This is a genomic window from Amycolatopsis heterodermiae, from assembly GCF_034929455.1.
Taxonomy (GTDB): domain Bacteria; phylum Actinomycetota; class Actinomycetes; order Mycobacteriales; family Pseudonocardiaceae; genus Amycolatopsis; species Amycolatopsis heterodermiae.
The window spans coordinates 1865520-1881638 of record NZ_JAYFSI010000001.1 but is presented as its reverse complement, the minus strand read 5'-3'; the positions used below and the strand labels follow the sequence as shown (position 1 = coordinate 1881638).

18 protein-coding genes are annotated in these 16119 nt (G+C 69.4%); 8 read left to right on the top strand and 10 right to left on the bottom strand.

Annotated features, from left to right (window positions below):
• Positions 1 to 11 precede the first annotated feature (11 nt).
• Positions 12 to 587 (top strand): EndoU domain-containing protein, encoded by a 576-nt coding sequence (locus VA596_RS09270; RefSeq protein ID WP_323325050.1) that lies wholly within the window; start codon positions 12 to 14, stop codon positions 585 to 587.
• Here the strand turns inward: VA596_RS09270 and VA596_RS09265 are convergent.
• The 3 genes from VA596_RS09265 to VA596_RS09255 all read right to left on the bottom strand — a co-directional run bounded on the left by VA596_RS09265 (position 584) and on the right by VA596_RS09255 (position 3391).
• On the bottom strand, positions 584 to 1384 hold the full coding sequence (locus VA596_RS09265) for a GNAT family N-acetyltransferase (RefSeq protein ID WP_323325048.1): 801 nt from the start codon (positions 1382 to 1384) through the stop codon (positions 584 to 586). The genes VA596_RS09270 and VA596_RS09265 overlap by 4 nt on opposite strands.
• A complete protein-coding gene (locus tag VA596_RS09260) occupies positions 1385 to 1657 on the bottom strand; it encodes a helix-turn-helix domain-containing protein (RefSeq protein WP_323325046.1) in 273 nt (90 codons plus the stop codon).
• Positions 1658 to 1771: 114 nt separating this feature from the next.
• Positions 1772 to 3391: an alpha/beta hydrolase gene (locus VA596_RS09255; RefSeq protein ID WP_323325044.1), complete on the bottom strand. Its 1620-nt coding sequence runs from the start codon at positions 3389 to 3391 to the stop codon at positions 1772 to 1774.
• A gap of 188 nt (positions 3392 to 3579) precedes the next feature.
• Between VA596_RS09255 and VA596_RS09250 the strand changes: the two genes are divergently transcribed.
• Positions 3580 to 3861, top strand: coding sequence for a DUF3311 domain-containing protein (locus VA596_RS09250; RefSeq protein ID WP_323325042.1), 282 nt, complete (start codon positions 3580 to 3582; stop codon positions 3859 to 3861).
• Positions 3858 to 5516 carry a monocarboxylate uptake permease MctP gene (gene mctP / locus VA596_RS09245; protein WP_323325040.1) on the top strand — a complete coding sequence of 553 codons (1659 nt, stop codon included), beginning with the start codon at positions 3858 to 3860 and terminating at the stop codon, positions 5514 to 5516. Before VA596_RS09250 ends, mctP begins: the two co-directional genes overlap by 4 nt.
• On the opposite strand, the gene VA596_RS09240 is transcribed toward mctP, so the two are convergent.
• Positions 5510 to 6115 carry a hypothetical protein gene (locus tag VA596_RS09240; RefSeq protein ID WP_323325038.1) on the bottom strand — a complete coding sequence of 202 codons (606 nt, stop codon included), beginning with the start codon at positions 6113 to 6115 and terminating at the stop codon, positions 5510 to 5512. The genes mctP and VA596_RS09240 overlap by 7 nt on opposite strands.
• 32 nt (positions 6116 to 6147) lie before the next feature.
• On the opposite strand from VA596_RS09240, the gene VA596_RS09235 reads away from it, so the two are divergent.
• The gene (locus tag VA596_RS09235; protein ID WP_323325036.1) at positions 6148 to 6723 is read left to right on the top strand and encodes a peroxidase-related enzyme; all 576 of its coding nucleotides are present in this window, start codon (positions 6148 to 6150) and stop codon (positions 6721 to 6723) included.
• On the opposite strand, the gene VA596_RS09230 is transcribed toward VA596_RS09235, so the two are convergent.
• The 3 genes from VA596_RS09230 to VA596_RS09220 all read right to left on the bottom strand — a co-directional run bounded on the left by VA596_RS09230 (position 6720) and on the right by VA596_RS09220 (position 9443).
• Positions 6720 to 7646: a bifunctional helix-turn-helix transcriptional regulator/GNAT family N-acetyltransferase gene (locus VA596_RS09230; RefSeq protein WP_323325034.1), complete on the bottom strand. Its 927-nt coding sequence runs from the start codon at positions 7644 to 7646 to the stop codon at positions 6720 to 6722. The two genes, VA596_RS09235 and VA596_RS09230, sit on opposite strands and share 4 nt — an antisense overlap.
• A 220-nt stretch (positions 7647 to 7866) precedes the next feature.
• A complete protein-coding gene (locus tag VA596_RS09225) occupies positions 7867 to 8016 on the bottom strand; it encodes a hypothetical protein (protein WP_323325032.1) in 150 nt (49 codons plus the stop codon).
• Between the two features lie 236 nt (positions 8017 to 8252).
• Positions 8253 to 9443 (bottom strand): ATP-binding protein, encoded by a 1191-nt coding sequence (locus VA596_RS09220; RefSeq protein ID WP_323325030.1) that lies wholly within the window; start codon positions 9441 to 9443, stop codon positions 8253 to 8255.
• Positions 9444 to 9689: 246 nt separating this feature from the next.
• On the opposite strand from VA596_RS09220, the gene VA596_RS09215 reads away from it, so the two are divergent.
• Positions 9690 to 10232, top strand: a complete 543-nt coding sequence (locus VA596_RS09215; RefSeq protein WP_323325028.1) for a hypothetical protein — start codon at positions 9690 to 9692, stop codon at positions 10230 to 10232.
• A 59-nt stretch (positions 10233 to 10291) separates the two neighbouring features.
• On the opposite strand, the gene VA596_RS09210 is transcribed toward VA596_RS09215, so the two are convergent.
• On the bottom strand, positions 10292 to 11026 hold the full coding sequence (locus VA596_RS09210) for a MerR family transcriptional regulator (protein WP_323325026.1): 735 nt from the start codon (positions 11024 to 11026) through the stop codon (positions 10292 to 10294).
• Between the two features lie 176 nt (positions 11027 to 11202).
• On the opposite strand from VA596_RS09210, the gene VA596_RS09205 reads away from it, so the two are divergent.
• Entirely contained in the window at positions 11203 to 11742 is a 540-nt protein-coding gene (locus tag VA596_RS09205; protein WP_323325024.1) for a DoxX family protein, read from the top strand.
• A 49-nt stretch (positions 11743 to 11791) separates the two neighbouring features.
• Here the strand turns inward: VA596_RS09205 and VA596_RS09200 are convergent, their stop codons facing one another.
• On the bottom strand, positions 11792 to 13081 hold the full coding sequence (locus VA596_RS09200; RefSeq protein ID WP_323325022.1) for an acetyl-CoA C-acetyltransferase: 1290 nt from the start codon (positions 13079 to 13081) through the stop codon (positions 11792 to 11794).
• Positions 13082 to 13174: 93 nt separating this feature from the next.
• Between VA596_RS09200 and VA596_RS09195 the strand changes: the two genes are divergently transcribed.
• On the top strand, positions 13175 to 14509 hold the full coding sequence (locus VA596_RS09195) for a 3-oxoacyl-ACP reductase (protein WP_323325020.1): 1335 nt from the start codon (positions 13175 to 13177) through the stop codon (positions 14507 to 14509).
• 1 nt (position 14510) lies between these two features.
• Complete coding sequence (locus VA596_RS09190) at positions 14511 to 15344, top strand: MaoC family dehydratase (RefSeq protein WP_323325018.1); 834 nt, start codon at positions 14511 to 14513, stop codon at positions 15342 to 15344.
• Here VA596_RS09190 and VA596_RS09185 read toward each other — a convergent pair.
• Positions 15336 to 15992 carry a TetR/AcrR family transcriptional regulator gene (locus VA596_RS09185; RefSeq protein WP_285477575.1) on the bottom strand — a complete coding sequence of 219 codons (657 nt, stop codon included), beginning with the start codon at positions 15990 to 15992 and terminating at the stop codon, positions 15336 to 15338. The two genes, VA596_RS09190 and VA596_RS09185, sit on opposite strands and share 9 nt — an antisense overlap.
• Positions 15993 to 16119: the final 127 nt, after the last annotated feature.

The following is a 16119-nucleotide window of genomic DNA, read 5'->3' as shown; positions in this document are numbered from 1 at the left end:
ACGGAGCAGTCATGGGTGGCGGACACGCGTCGGGGGCAGGGCGTCGGGCGACCAGCGAGTTCCCGCCGGGCTGGAGCGGCGAGCACATCATCTCGGTGATCAAGGACGTCGCCAACGACCCAGGTGAGGCCCGCCGGCAGCAGTACAACGGCCGCTGGCGCTGCGCCGGCGAGCGGTTCAACGTCCACCTCGTCGTGCTGGTCGAGGAAAACGGGCACGTCCACACCGCCTACCCGGTGGCCGGCCCCGGCGTCACCCGCAACCCGGACGCGGCCCGCGACCCGGCGAACCCCACGGTCGCCGACCTGCGCGAGAACCGCATCAGCTTCTTCGCCGAGAGCGTCCTGTCCACCCTCGGCGACCGCCTGTCCCCCGAGGACTTCACGCACTACCGCACGCTGCTGTGGTCAGGCGAGTGGGAGGAACTGGCCGACGTCCTGGCCGCCCACGCGACGAAGACGGATCTGAAGTTCTCGGCGGACGAGCTGTCGGACTTCGAGAAGCTCCTGAACAGCTACGACCTCCCGGTGGCCGGCTGCGCCTTCCTCAACGACCGCGACCACATCCTGACCCAGCTGCGCGCCTAGCCGAAGTCGTACCCCGTGAAGTCGGCGATCGGGACGTAGCCGATCCGCCGGTAGAGGGCGTTGCTGGTGGCGTTGTCGGGATTCGTGTACAGCACGACGTCGGTGGCACCCGCGGCCAAGGCGGCCCGGCTGACCGCCATCGTGACGGCGCCCGCGTAACCCCGCCCTCGCAGGTGGGCCGGGGTGTAGACGGGATCCACCCGGACCATCCCGGCGACCATCGACGTCGAACCCGCCATGGCGACGGGGCCGTCGGTCTCCCAGAAGACGTAGTGCTTGTCCCCGAACCGCGACGCGTCCCAAGCGTCGGGTTCGAGAGCCTCTCCGACGGTGGCGGCGAAGTCGACGCACCAGCGGACGATCTCCGCGCGGTCCGACGTACCCAGAACGCGCGCCCGTCCCTCCGGCACGGGCTCCGGTGGGGTGAGCGTGCCGAGGCGGTGCAGGCGGACCCGCACGCCGGGGACCCCCGACGCGCCGGTGCGCTGCTGCCACGCCTCGGCGAACGCGGTGGCGGTGTCGTGGTCCGCGATGACCCCGGAGAGCGGGCGCCCGAGACCGGCCCAGAGAGCGACGACGGTGGCGACCTGCTCGGGCGCGAGGGAGGTGAGGGTCAGCCGACCGGACGGCCGGAGGTAGCAGAAGGCGTCCTCCAGCCACCCGAACACCGTGCCGTCGGACCCGTGGGTGCGTAGCTTCTCGAGCGTCGTCAGCGGAGTCGTGTGGAGCGCGGGACGTGAGCGCAAGAAGTCCCCGGCCCGGGCGAGGAAGTCGTCGACGTCCTCGGTCAGCTGCACCTAGCTGGCCTGCGACAGCGGTGGTGACGCGGCTGGCGTCACCACCGCCCGCAGCTCGTCCAGTGGCAGCCCGACCGCGTCCGCGATGGCCGTGACCGTGAAGAACGTCGGTGTCGGGATCCGGCCCGTCTCGATCTTCCGGAGCGTCTCCACGGAGATCCCGGCCTCCGCCGCGACGTCGACCATGCTCCGGCCGGCCCGTGCCGTTCGCAGCGCCTGGCCGAGGCGTTCGCCTCGCTCGCGCTCTTCGTCCGTCAGCGGTACCCGCACCATGAACCCGATTCTAATACCAGTAGTTGTCCACTGCCTGTGGACAACTCTGTGCACAGGTGTGGAAAAGGCCCCGCCGAGCCGAAGCTCGACGGGGCCCCACAACACCTAGTGGCGTCAGGCTCCCGGCGGTACCGGAAGTGCCACACCCGGCAGGCTCTGGTCGTTCGGCACCACGCCGTCGATCAGGTAGGCCTCCACGACCTTGTCCACACCCGCGTTGCCGCCGGCGTAGATCCCGTGGTCACCCTCACCGGTGATCGTCAGCATCCGCGAGTTCGCGAACGCCTTGTGCGCGCGCCGCGCGCCCTCGATCGGCGTCGCCGGGTCGTGCTCCGACTCGACGATCAGCACCGGCGGGACACCCTTGCCGTCCAGCACGGGCAGCGGCGCCGGGGTCTTCTTCCAGAACAGGCACGGCTGGATGAACCAGCCGGCGCCCAGCAGCGGCTGCTGCTTGTCGATCAGCTTCTGCGAGTCCTTGATGGCACTGTTCGTCGTGCCGGTCCACGGACCCTCGTTGCAGGGGATGCTCCAGAAGCTGGCGTCGTAGGCGTCGCCGTCCGACGGCACCATCAGCGGCTGCGCGCCGTAGGTCGTGGTGCTCGTGTCGGCGGCCTTGACCTTCTGCGCGGCCGAGGACTTGGCCTGCGCCGAAGCGGTGCCCTGGGTCAGCGTGCGGACGCTGACCAGGTAGTTGGCCAGGCCCGGGAACGCGGACTTCGAGTAGATGCTCGACGCGATGAAGGCGTCCAGGCCGTTGGCCGACACGCTCGAACCGTCGGGCAGGGTGACCGCGCCCTGGGTCAGGACGTAGCGGACCTGCTCGTAGGTCTGGCGAGCCGCCTCACCGGTGGTGCCGAAGTGGTAGAGCTTGTCGTACTTCGCCATCCACGGGAGGAAGTCCTGCCGCCAGCGGCGCTCGAAGCCGAGCGGCTGCCAGTCGAACGACTTCTGCCAGGTGGTCGTGAACTCCGTCGAGGAGTCGAGCACGAACCGGCCGGTGCGCGTGGGGTAGGCCTGGGCGTAGTGCGCGCCCATCCAGGTGCCCGCCGAGTAGCCGACCCAGTTGATCTTGTCGCGGCCGAGCAGCACGCGCAGCAGGTCGATGTCCTTGACCGTCTGGTCGGTGTTGATCAGCGGGCCGAGCTCGCCGGACTTCACCTGGCACGACTGCGCGGCGTACTTCGTCGCCTGCAGGATCAGGTTCAGGTTCGCGCGGTCGCGGTCACGCGGGTCCAGGTCCGAGCCGGTGCCGATGGCGCCGCCGCACGTGATGTTCGTGCTCTTGCCGGTGCCGCGCGGGTCGAAGCCGACGATCTCTTGGTGCTCACGCAGCTTCGCCTGGTTGCGCAGGCGGGCCGGGAAGTTCCGGCCGGGCGCGCCGGGGCCGCCGGGGTTGGTGACGACGCTGGCCGTCGCGTCCCCGGTCGCCTTCAGGCGGCTGACGGCGATGGTCAGGTCGATCTGGGCGTTCGCCTGGTACCAGTTGCGCGGCGTCTTGTAGGTCGCGCACTCCATGTCCTGGGCGCCCGCGGGCGGGGCCGTCGGCAGCTCGGAGGGGACGGCGCACTTGTGCCAGTCCAGCTTCTGGTTCGCGTACTGCGCCGGGATGTTCGTGGAGTTCAGCGGCTGCTTGCCGGCCGCTGCCTCCTGACCTGCGAACGCAGGCGTGAACCCGGCCAGCAGGGTGCCGGCGACGGCCGGGATCACCACCGCGTAGCGAAGTCGTGTCATACGGTTGCCCCTTTGGGTTTTCACATAGTGGAGTCGCGCTATTGATATAGGGCGGGTAACGGCGGGGCAACCGACGTTGGTCGGCAACGCGGTGCGTGGCGATCAAATCGATATCGGACAGACGTGACGTCCCGTCAGCCAGGTTCTAAGGTCGGACGGTCGGTTACGGGAGTGTTAGGTGAGGTCCGATGTCGACTGTGAAGCAAGGCAGGAAGGTGCCCCGGAAGCCGTTCAACCCGTGGTACCTGCTCCTGATCGTTCCGCTGCTCGTCCTGGTCACGCCACTGTTCAACATGGACGGTCCGCGGTTGTTCGGGATGCCGTTCTTCTACTGGTTCCAGCTCCTCTTCGTCGCGGTCGGCGTCCTCAGCACCTGGATCGTCTACCTGATGACGCGGGACAAGGAGCCGGCCGGTGACGCCCCGGACAAGCTGAGCGTCGACGACCTGGACGAGGGGGACGCTCGATGAGCAACCTGCAGTGGCCGGAACTGATCATCTTCACGGTCCTGTTCCTGCTGGTCACCGTGCTCGGGTTCATGGCGGCGCGCTGGCAGCGCGGCGGTGGGCTGGACCACCTGGACGAATGGGGCCTCGGCGGCCGCAAGTTCGGCTCGTGGATCACCTGGTTCCTGCTCGGCGGTGACCTCTACACGGCGTACACGTTCGTCGCGGTGCCCGCGCTGGTGTTCAGCGCCGGCGCCCTCGGCCTCTACGCGCTGCCGTACACGATCGTCGTCTACCCGATCGTCCTGCTCCCGGCGCTGCGGATGTGGTCGGTGTCGCGGGTGCGCGGTTACGTCACCCCGGCCGACTTCGTGCGCGGCCGCTTCGGCTCGCCGATCCTCGCGCTGCTGATCGCGATCACCGGCATCGTCGCGACCATGCCGTACATCGCGCTGCAGCTGGTCGGCCTCGAAGCCGTGCTGCGGACGATGGGCATCAACGGCTCCGGCATCGTCGGGCACCTGCCGCTGCTGATCGCCTTCATCATCCTGGCGGTCTACACCTACCAGTCCGGCCTGCGGGCGCCCGCGCTGATCGCGTTCGTCAAGGACATCCTGATCTACATCGTCATCCTCGTGGCGATCATCTACCTGCCCTCGAAGCTGGGCGGCTGGTCGCACATCTTCGACACGGCGGCCGCGAAGCTCGGCACGCCGAGCCCGGCCACCGGCAAGCCGGCCGGCTCGATCCTGCTGAACGCGAACAACCAGCTGCAGTACGCGACGCTGGCCCTGGGTTCGGCGCTCGCGCTGTTCCTGTACCCGCACTCGCTGACCAGCGTGCTGGCCTCGCGCGGCCGCAGCGTCATCAAGAAGAACATGGTCGCGCTGCCGGCGTACTCGCTGGTGCTGGGCCTGCTGGCGCTGCTCGGGTACGTCGCGATCACGGCGGGCGTCAAGCCGCTGACGAACGCGGCCACCGGCAAGCCGGACGGCAACACGATCGTCCCGGTGCTGTTCGACAACCAGTTCTCGTCGTGGTTCGCCGGCATCGCGTTCGCCGCGATCGGCATCGGCGCGCTGGTGCCGGCTGCGATCATGTCGATCGCCGCGGCCAACCTGTGGACGCGCAACATCTACAAGGAGTACATCCGCAAGAACGCGACCCCGCAGGACGAGGCGAAGCAGGCGAAGCTCGCTTCGCTGGTCGTGAAGCTCGGCGCGGTCGCGGTGATCATCCTGATCGACCCGCAGTTCTCGATCGACCTCCAGCTCATCGGCGGCGTGCTGATCCTGCAGACGCTGCCGGCGGTCGCGCTCGCGCTGTACACGCGCTGGTTCCACCGCTGGGGCCTGATCGCGGGCTGGATCGTCGGCATCGGCTGGGGCCTGATCATGCTGTACGGCATCCCCAACCCGGCCAACGGCAAGCTCCACTTCGGCGGCTCGGCGCTCGCGCTCGGCAACCTGTCGATCTTCGGCTGGCACCCGTTCTCGGGTTCGCTGGTCCAGATCTACGTCGGCTTCGTGGCGCTGGTCGCCAACCTGGTGGTCGCCGCGATCGTCACGGTGATCGCGCGGCAGATGAAGGTGTTCAACGGCACCGACGACACCAACCCCGAGGACTACCTGGCCGACGAGCACGACAAGGACCTGCGCCCGATCGGCGCGGCTCACTGAGCCGTGCGCCGGAGGATCAGCGTGCGGGAAACGAGGTAGAGCACCACGCCGTTGAGCAGGTGCCAGAGGAAGTGCGTGCCGACCGGGACGTAGTCGCAGACGTCCCGGTCGAGCGTGCGCAAGCTCAGTGACAGCGCGAAAATCGCGCCCGCCACGGCGAAGTACGTCCAAGAGGCGTCGCGCGAGAAGACGAGAAGCGCGACGACGACGCCGAACGCGATGAGCGCGGAGAGGTAGAGCCCGCCCCCGAGCAACGCCGTGACGGCGGTGAGCACGAGGAACGCGGGCGCGGCGAGCCACGACAGCCGCCAGCCGTAGAACACGCGCGCGAACAACACGACGTACACCAGCACGAAAACGAGGATGCTCACCGAGTCCGCGACGCCGGCCCAGCGCGTCGCGAGCAGGTGGAACACCGTGCTGGCCGCGAAAACCAGCCCGATCAACCCGGCCAGCACCCGCCCGGCCCGGTCCCCCGCGGCCAGCCGCCACACCAGTACGGCGGCCACGAGGAACGCGAGATTGCTGAGACTGTCGAGCGGCTCTCCCCAGAGGCCGGGCGCGACCCGTTCGCAGTACCCGTCGACGTAGTCCGTCACGGTGACAGCCAACCATGACTAGCGTGAGGTCCATGAGCGACGCGGTGAGCCGGTTCCCGGTGACGGAACTCGAAGACCTGCCCGACGACCTGCGCGAGCGCGTCGGCGTGATCGCGGAGAAGTCCGGGTTCACGCCGAACATCTTCCGCGCGCTCGGCCACCGGCCGGCCGAGCTGCGCGCGTTCCTCGACTACCACGACGCGCTGATGGAACGGTCCGGCGGACTCAGCAAAGCCGAGCGCGAGCTGGTCGTCGTCGCGACGTCGGGTGCCAACCACTGCACCTACTGCGTCGTCGCGCACGGGGCGATCCTGCGCATCCGCGCCAAGGACCCGGAGCTCGCCGACCGGGTGTCGAGCAACCCGTGGCAGGTGGAGCTGGACGAGCGCGGCCGCGCGATCGTCGACCTGGCGCTCGCGCTGGCCCAGGACTCGGCGCTGTTCGGCGAGGGTGATCTCGAAGCCGCGCGCGACGCGGGCTTGACCGACGACGAAATCTGGGACGTCGGCGCGATCACGGCGTTGTTCGCGATGTCGAACCGGCTCGCGCACCTGACGGCGCTGCGGCCGAACCCGGAGTTCTTCCTGCTCGGCCGGACGCCACGCTAGAACTCCCGGCGCCAGGTCTCCTCGGTCAGCTTCGGACCCCAGTCGTCGAAGTCCTCTTCGCCGACGACCTCGAACCCGGCCGCGCGGTAGAGCGCGCGGGCGGCGCCGAGGATCGACACCGTCGACAGCTCCATCGCGCGGTAGCCGTGGGCCCGGGCGAACTCGACGCACTCGGTGACCAGCCGCCGGCCCACGCCGTGACCCCGGGCCGACGGCTCCAGCAGCAACAGCCGCAGCTTCGCGGTGTCCGCGTCCTGCCCGCGGGCGCACGCGATGCTGCCGACGCGCTCCCCGTCGAGTTCGGCGATCCAGAACGCCTGGCGTGGGTCGTCCTGAGCGGCGAAGTCCGCGACGATGCGGGCGACGAGCCCTTCGAACCGGCTGGTGAAGCCGTACTCACGGCCGTACAGCGCGCCGTGCCGTTCCACCACCCATCCGAGGTCCCCCGGTCGTGGCGGGCGGAGGACGAGCACCGGGTCGTGACGGCGCTCGCCGACGACGTCGCCGATGGTGCGCATGGCGGTCAGCAGCCGCTGCTGGTCCTCGTCGGCGAAGCGCCGGAGCAGCCCGCCGATCCGGTCGGTGGACCGGCGGTTGAGCAGGGCGAACGCGTCCCGGCCCGCCGACGTCGGCCGCACGAGCTGGCGGCGGGCGTCCTCGTCGGAACGCTCACGGGAGATCAGGCCGCGGGACTCGAGGCGGGCGAGCAGCCTGCTGGCGTACCCGGCGTCCAGATCGAGGCGTTTCCGCAGGTCGGTGACGGCCAGCGGGTCCTGCTGGGCGAGCTCGAACAGCACCCGGGCTTCGGGGAGGGAGTACTCGGCGTCGGCCGGGCCTTCGTCGAGCACCCCGATGACTCCGGTGTACAGCCGGTTGAAGGCGCGGACCGCGGCGACCCGTTCGGCCAGCTCGGCGTCGTTCATTGACCACCTCAACAAAGTCGTTGACGAAGTCAATGATTACCCGACGCGGCGGCCCGGGCAAGAAGTTTTCGGCAATGGGAAACCCCGTGATGCTGCCAGGTCGGGGGTCCGCCAGCATCACGGGGTCGTAGGGGGTATCGACGCGGATTTGCGCGGCGTTACACCTTCACTAGTTTGTGGCATAGGTCACTCGAATGGGCGACCGCCACGGGGTGAGAGATCAGCGCATGTAGCCCTGTCGAGCCTGCGCGATCGCGATGAGTTCCTGACGAACCGTCGCGGTCGCGGCGGTGTCGATCGCCCGGTTCAGCGCCCGGCGAGTGCGAACCTCGGCGCGACGGGCACGGAGCTTGGCGGCGATGTTGTTCATCGGTGTCTGCATCCCCTTCAAGGGTCTTGGTTGGCTTGTAGCTCTAGTATGCACCTTTTTTCACAAGGAATCCAACGAATGTCCGGTGATGTGGCGCACTTGCCGATGAATCATCGGCAAATTTGGGAAAGATCCGAAGAGATGAGGGTGGCGGCGGTCACGGCGAGACAACCCACTAGACGCTTATAGCGCTGTCTAGCGTTGAGCCTAGATATTCGTAGCGAGCGGGATAGCCGTCAGTCGCGGCCGAGCAGGTAGTGCCCGAAGTGCGGGACGGTGAAGGCGATCTGGCCCCGCTCGGCGGAGTACACCAGGCCCTTCTTCATCAGGCTGTCGCGCGCCGGCGACAGGGACGACGGCTTCCGCCCCAGGAAGACGGCGACGTCGGCGGTGCCGGCGGCCTCGTCCCGCCCCTGCGTCAGCTCGGCCATCGCGAGCAGGTACTCGCGCTCGGCGGGGGTCGCGCGCTCGTAGCGCGAGCCGAAGAACCCCACGGCCAGCTCCGACTCCGCCTCGGGCGCTGCGACCTGGACGTCCTTGAGCGTGATCGGGTCGGCCGGCGCCGCGTCCCAGGCGGCCTTGCCGTAGGCCTGGATGAAGTACGGGTAGCCGCCGGACGCGTCGAAGAGGGCGTCGAGGGCCTCCGGCTCGATGCTGGCGTCCTCGCGTTCGATCGGCGCCATCACGGCGAAATCGGCGTCCGCGCGGTCGAGCCGGTCGATGCGCGCGTAGCGGAAGAGCCGCTCGGAGTACGACTTGGACGCCGACAGCACCGCGGGCACGTGCGGCAGCCCGGCGCCGACGACGACCAAAGGCGCCCCGGACTGCGAGAGCTCGTGGCAGGCGGCGCAGAGCGCGGAGACGTCGTCGGGCTGCAGGTCCTGGATCTCGTCGATGAGCAGCGCGACCCCGGTGCCGACGTCCGCGGCCAGCTCGGCGACGTCGGTGAACAGCTCGACGAGGTCGATCTCGATGTCCCCGGAGTCGGCGCGCCCCTGCGCGGCGGGCACGTCGATGCCCGGCTGCCACCGGTCGCGCAGCTTCGCGTCGGCCTTGTTGGCCCGCAGCGCAAACGCTTTCAGCACCCCGAGGACCTCTTCGACCCGATCGGGCGCCCGGTGCCGCACGGCGAGGTCCCGGATGGCCCGGTGCAGCGCGGCGGAGAGAGGCCGCCGCAGCTCGGCGTCCGGCCGCGCCTCGATCTTCCCGGCACCCCACTTGTGCCGCACGGCCATCGCCCGCAGCTCACCGAGCAGCACGGTCTTCCCGACCCCGCGCAGCCCGGTCAGCACCAGACTGCGTTCGGGTCTCCCCCGCGCAACGCGCTCCAGCACCACTTCGAATGCCTTGAGCTCACGCTCACGCCCGGCCAGCTCGGGAGGCCGTTGCCCGGCGCCCGGCGCGAAGGGGTTGCGGATGGGGTCCACTCTGCCAAGCTATCGACGTATCTAGCGCGAGCCCGATATTCCGCCATAGACAGCTAGCGCGTGTCGCCGATGTTCGACCGGATGGCCGAGCGGATCACGGCGGTGCCACCCATCTCGCCGCCTCGACCTACCGGCGGCCCCCACCCATCCCTGGGGGGCTGCCCCGTGTCCAGCGTATCGGCGGCCACCGACAAATCGGCTCTCCCGCCGCGATTCCGGCCCAGTTGTCCACAACTGAGCCGCCCTGTGGACAACCACGAGCGAAAGCCGGAAGGCAACGTATTGATGTGGCACCGTGGTGTGGTGACCGAATTGGACGTGGGCTCGGTGGTGGCAGGCATCGTGTCGAGCATTCCGCGGCCCGGCGCCGTCGGGCTGTTCGTGGACCTGGGCCGCGAGCCGCAGGGCTTCGTCGATCTCCTGAGCCTGCCGGGTCAAGCCGCAGACTGGCCGCCCGTCGGCACGACGACCACGTTCGAGGTGCTCACCCGCAGCCCGGACCAGATCCGCTTGTGGCCGCTCGATCCGCGATTCCGATCTGGACCGTTCGACCCCCGTGTGCCCGACGACGAATGGCTGGCCCGCAAGGCGCGTTACCCGGTCGGCACGATGCTCACCGCAGAGGTCAGCGGAGCCTTCATTTCGCACGGCTCGTACTTCGTCCGGTACGAAGGCGGCTGGGCGTACCTCGAGGGGCGACCGCCCGAGGTGGGCAGCCGCGCCGAATACGAGGTGGTCCGCCACCTCGACACGACCCGGCGCACGCTCCTGCGCCCAGCCGGTACATAGAGACGAACAGGTCTGCAGCCCTGCTCGTCTCTACCCCCAGCGCGCACTACGACGCAGCGCTAGTCGCTCAGGTTCCGCTCCGCGTAGATCTTCATCGCGTCGCGGACGAACTCCGCCGTCGCGCCTTCGAAGCCGTAGCGCGGCTCGTCCACGTACAGCTGGCCCAGGCCCGCGAAATAGCCCGCGGACACCGACGAAACCGCTGGTCGGAGCCATGAGTGCAGCCGGCGCGTGATCCCTTGGACCTCGGCCGAGTCCGGGAGCAGGCCGGCGTCGCGAGCGAAACCGAACGCGGCGGCGATGTCCACCTGCTCCTGCTGATGGGCCTTCTTCTCCTCGGCCGACAGGGAGCTCCACCACCGGTCCCCCGTCTCGTACGCCTTGGCGCCCCAGCGCCGGGTGACCTCTTCCTGGTACTGCGTGTGGTCGAAGCCGTCGAAAACCTCTTCTGCCATCAGTCGTTCACCTCCCTTCAGTTTCCGTAGCGTCGTGCGGACCGAGGCGATCTGCCGCTCGATCCGCCGCTGCTCCTGTTCGAGCAGGTCCAGGTGGGTCTCCAGGGCGGCCGCACTGTCGCGCTGCCCGTCGAGGACCTCGGCGATCGCCGGGAGTCCGAGGCCGAGCTCGCGCAGCAGCAGGATCCGCTGCAGCCGGACGAGCGCCTGCTCGTCGTAGTAGCGGTAGCCGTTGCCGCCGATCCGGCTGGGCTCGAGCAGGCCGACCGCGCCGTAGTGGCGCAGCGTCCGGCTCGTGGTCCCGGCCGAGCGGGCGATGTCCTGGATCGACCACTCCATGTCGTCGACGATAGAAGTTGACGCAACGTCAAGGTCAACCGCTAAAGCTTTCTACGACTGTCTAGTGATAACCGGATATTTGTCCAGACAGGGCTAGCAGGGTTCGGCGCCGAGCCGAGCGGGCACTCAAGTTGTAGGTTGACCAGGAAGAAGCCCGGACCAGGAAGGCAACGACCGTGATACTCCGTCGTGTGGCTCGCCCACTGCTCGCCGCGACATTCGTGTACGGCGGGATCAACGTGCTCCGGAACACGCAGTCGCACGCGAAGACCGCCGAGCCGTTCCTCACGGATGCCTTCGACAAGCTCGAGGGCGTCATTCCCGAGCAGGTGCCGCGTGACCCGGCCACGCTCGTCCGGATCGACGCCGCCGTGAAGATCGGCGCGGGCCTGGCGTTCGCGGCCGGCAAGGCGCCGCGGCTGACGTCCGCGCTGCTGCTCGGCAGCCTGGTCCCGACGACGCTGGCGGCCCACAGCTTCTGGACGTTCCAGGACCCGGCCGACAAGAAGAAGCACCAGATCCAGTTCCTGAAGAACGCCGGCCTGGCCGGTGGCCTGATGCTGGCCGTCGCCGACACCGCGGGCAAGCCGTCGGTCGGCTGGCGGGCGCGTCGCGCGGCGAAGGACGCCGGTCACGGCGTCGAGAAGCTGGGCCGCAAGGCCGAGAAGCGCGCCAAGAAGCTGGCGAAGAAGGCCGAGAAGGCCCTCCCCAACTGACGAACGCGAAAAGGGCCGCCCCTCGCGAGGGGCGGCCCTTTTGCGTGCCTTACTTCTCCAGGATCGCGGTGACGCCCTGGCCGCCGGCCGCGCAGATGGAGATCAGGCCGCGGCCGGATCCCTTCTCGTGCAGCAGCTTCGCCAGCGTCGCGACGATGCGGCCGCCGGTCGCGGCGAACGGGTGCCCGGCCGCCAGCGACGAGCCGTTGACGTTCAGCTTCGCCCGGTCGATCGAGCCCAGCGGCTCGTCCAGCTCCAGCTTCTCCTTGGCGAACGCCGGGTCCTCCCACGCCTTGAGCGTGGCCAGCACCTGCGACGCGAACGCCTCGTGGATCTCGTAGTAGTCGAAGTCCTGCAGCGAAAGCCCGGCGCGCGCGAGCATGCGCGGCACGGCGTAGGCGGGCGCCATCAGCAGGCCCTCGTCGCCGTGCACGTAGTCGACGGCCGCGGTCTGGGAGAACGTCAGGTACGCCTGCACCGGCAGGTTGTGCGCCTTCGCCCACTCCTCGGTGGCCAGCAGCACGGTCGACGCGCCGTCGGTCAGCGGCGTCGAGTTGCCCGCGGTCATCGTGCCGCCCGGGCCGCCGAAGGCCGGCTTGAGCTTGGCAAGCTTCTCCGCCGTCGAGTCCGCGCGCAGGTTCTGGTCGCGCGCCAGCTTGAGGAACGGCGTCACGAGGTCGTCGAAGAACCCGCGGTCGTAGGCCGCGGCGAGGTGCTGGTGACTGGCGGCGGCCAGCTCGTCCTGCGCCTCGCGCGTGACCTCCCAGACCTTCGCGGTCAGCGCCGCGTGCTCACCCATCGACAGTCCGGTGCGCGGCTCGGAGTTGCGCGGGATCGCCGGGACGATGTGGCCCGGGCGGATCTTCGCGACGAGCTTCAGCCGGTCGGCGAGCGTCTTCGCGGCGTTGAGCTGGATGAGGATCTGGCGCAGGTCCTCGTTCACGGCCAGCGGCGCGTCGCTGGTGGTGTCGACCCCGCCGGCGATGGCCGAGTCGATCTGGCCGAGTGCGATCTTGTTCGCGACGTTGACGATGGCCTGCAGGCCTGTGCCGCAAGCCATCTGGACGTCGGACGCGGGCGTCGCGGGCGAGAGCCTGCTGCCCAGCACGCTTTCGCGGGCCAGGTTGAAGTCCTTCGAGTGCTTGAGGACCGCGCCGGCGGCAACCTCGCCGATGACCTCGTCCTGCAGCGAGAAGCGGCTGACCAGGCCGTCGAGCGCGGCGGTGAACATGTCCTGGTTCGACGCCTTCGCGTACGGGCCGTTCGACCGCGCGAAGGGGATCCGGTTGCCGCCGATGATCGCGACCTTGCGGACGGCTGGTGTCTTCTTGGGCGGCATGAACGTCACCTCTCTGGTCGGCTCTCTCACACTGTAACCTACTCGCAAGTAGGTTAGACTGCGACGTGACGCAGACTGCACGGGAGGCAACCGATGGCTGACAGGTACCAGCAGTTCACGAAAACCCCGTTGGGGAAGTTCGTGGTGCCGAAGCTCGGCCTGCCCAACCCCGCCACGCTGCGCCGGTACCAGCCCGGGCAACCCGCCCTCGAGGGTCCCGCACTTCTCGGTGCCGCGCCCGGTGGACGACTCGAGAAAAAGGTCCGTGACCAGCTCGCGGACGCGGGCATCGACGTCGTCACCACTTCGGGTGACAGGCACGCGGCGCTCGTGTTCGACGCCACCGGCGTCACCGAGCCGGGCGGCCTGCGCGCGGTCTACGACTTCTTCCACCCGGTGATCCGCAGCGTCGGACCGTCCGGCCGGGTGGTCATCCTGGGCACGCCGCCGGAGCAGGTCAAGGGCCGTGAGCGGATCGCGCAGCGCGCGCTCGAGGGCTTCGTGCGTTCCGTCGGCAAGGAGCTGAAGCGCGGCGCGACGGCTCAGCTCGTCTACGTCGCCGAAGGCGCCGAAGACGCGACGGAGTCGACCCTGCGCTTCCTGCTCTCCGCGAAGTCGGCCTTCGTCGACGCGCAGGTGATCCGGATCGGCGCCGAAGGCAAGACGGCGGTCGCGCCCGCGAACTGGGAGAAGCCCCTCGACGGCAAGGTCGCACTGGTCACCGGCGCGTCCCGCGGCATCGGCGCGGCGATCGCCGACGTCCTGGCCCGCGACGGCGCGCACGTCGTCGCCCTCGACATCCCGGCCCAGGGCGCCGACCTGTCGAAGGTCGCCAACAAGATCGGCGGCTCGGCGCTGCAGCTCGACATCACGTCGCCGAGCGCGCCCGCGAAGCTCGCGGAGTACCTGAAGGAGCGGCACGGCGGCGTCGACGTCGTCGTGCACAACGCGGGCATCACGCGCGACAAGACGCTGGGCAACATGAGCGAAAGCGCGTGGGACTCGGTGATCGCGGTGAACCTCGCGTCCCAGCTCGCGGTGAACGACAAGCTGCTCGGCGACCGCGTGCTGAACGAAAACGGCCGCATCGTCGGCGTCTCGTCGATCGCGGGCATCGCCGGCAACGTCGGGCAGGCGAACTACGCGACGTCGAAGGCGGGCGTCATCGGCATGGTGAACGTCGGCGCGCCGCAGCTCGCGGAGTACGGCGGCACGATCAACGCCGTGGCGCCGGGCTTCATCGAGACGAAGATGACGGCGGCGGTCCCGCTGTTCATCCGCGAAGCCGGCCGGCGGCTGTCCAGCCTCGGCCAGGGCGGGCTCCCGGTGGACGTCGCCGAGACGATCGCCTGGTACGCGAACCCGGGCTCGGCCGCGGTGAACGGCAACGTGGTCCGCGTCTGCGGCCAGGCCCTGCTGGGGGCCTGACGTGGCGATCCGCGAACTCGACAGCACGCCCAGCCTGGCGACGCTGTACCCGAAGGCGCTGCTCGGCCTGCGCCGAACCGGCTCTTCGCTGCCGGACACGGAGCTGGTGCGCACCGGCATCGTCGTCGACCCGGCGCACCTCGCGGCGTACAACACGGTGTGCGGCTTCCGGCTGAGCGACGAGCTGCCCGCGACGTACCCGCACATGCTGGCGTTCCCGCTGCAGATGGCGCTGATGACCGAGCAGGGCTTCCCGTTCCCGCTGCTGGGGATGGTGCACGTGGCGAACCGCATCACCCAGCACCGCGCGCTGCGGCTGGGCGAGGCGCTGACGGTGCGCGTCCGCGCGGAGAACCTGCGCCCGCACGAGAAGGGGCAGCAGTTCGACGTCATCAGCGAAGCCCAGGTCGGCGACGAGACGGTGTGGACGGACGTCAGCACGTACCTGCGCCGCGGCGGTTCGTCCGGCTCGTCCGCTCGCCGTCAGCAGCTGGCACCCCCGACCCCGGACGCGATCTGGCGAATCCCGGGCGACATCGGACGGCGCTACGCGGAGGTCTCGGGCGACCGCAACCCGATCCACCTGCACCCGCTGACGGCGCGTCTCTTCGGCTTCCCCCGCGCGATAGCGCACGGGATGTGGACCAAGGCCCACGCGCTGGCGGCGTTCGAAGGCCGCCTACCGGAGGCGTTCACGGTGGACGTCCACTTCAAGCAGCCGGTGCTGCTGCCGGCCAAGGCGGGCTTCACGTCGTGGTCCACCCCGGATGGCTGGGCATTCGAGCTGTGGAGCAAGTCGAAGCCCCACCTGGACGGCTCGATCACCTCACTCTGACGGCTTCCAGACCTCGCCCTCGATGAGGTCGTTGAAGCCCAGCCAGACAAGGTTCATCAGCCAGGACGCCAGGACGCCGTCCGAGATGTCGGGGTGGTCCAGGGCCCAGTCGGCCAGCGACTCGGCCGCCCCGACCAGGGCCGCGGACAGGCCTTCGCCGGAGAACTCGGCCTGCTCGCCGACGCCCTTGCGGGTGCCGGCGGAAACGACGAGCGCCGCGACCAGCTGGATCGCGCGCGCCCGCATGTCGGTGATCTCGGCGGCGAACGCGCCGCCGACGGTCAGGGCCTGGCGGTGCAGGACCGTCCACGACTCGCGGTACTCCGCGACGAACCGGTAGAACGACCGGAGGCCGTGCCACAGCTGCATGTCCGGCGGCAGGTCCGGCTTCACCCCGGCCTGGATGGCCTCGAGCAGCCGCGTCGCCTCGCGGCGGATGCACGCGCCGAACAGGTCCTCCTTGGAGCCGAGGTAGGTGTAGATCATCGGCTTCGAGACGCCGGCGACGTCGGAGATCTCGTCCATCGACGCCGCGTGGTACCCGTGGCGCGAGAAGACCTGGACGGCCGCGTCCAGGATCTGGCGCTCGCGCACCGCACGGGGCAGCCGCCGAGCCCGTTCGGGCGGACGCTGATCATCCTCTGACACGCTGGACCTCCCTGTTGCTGACCGGAGACGGTACCGGGCGTTGACCCGGAGGGGTGATTTCGGCACGCTTGCCCACCTACCTACTGGCGGGTAGCCTTACGCTCGGGTAACTGGAGAGGGAGTGACC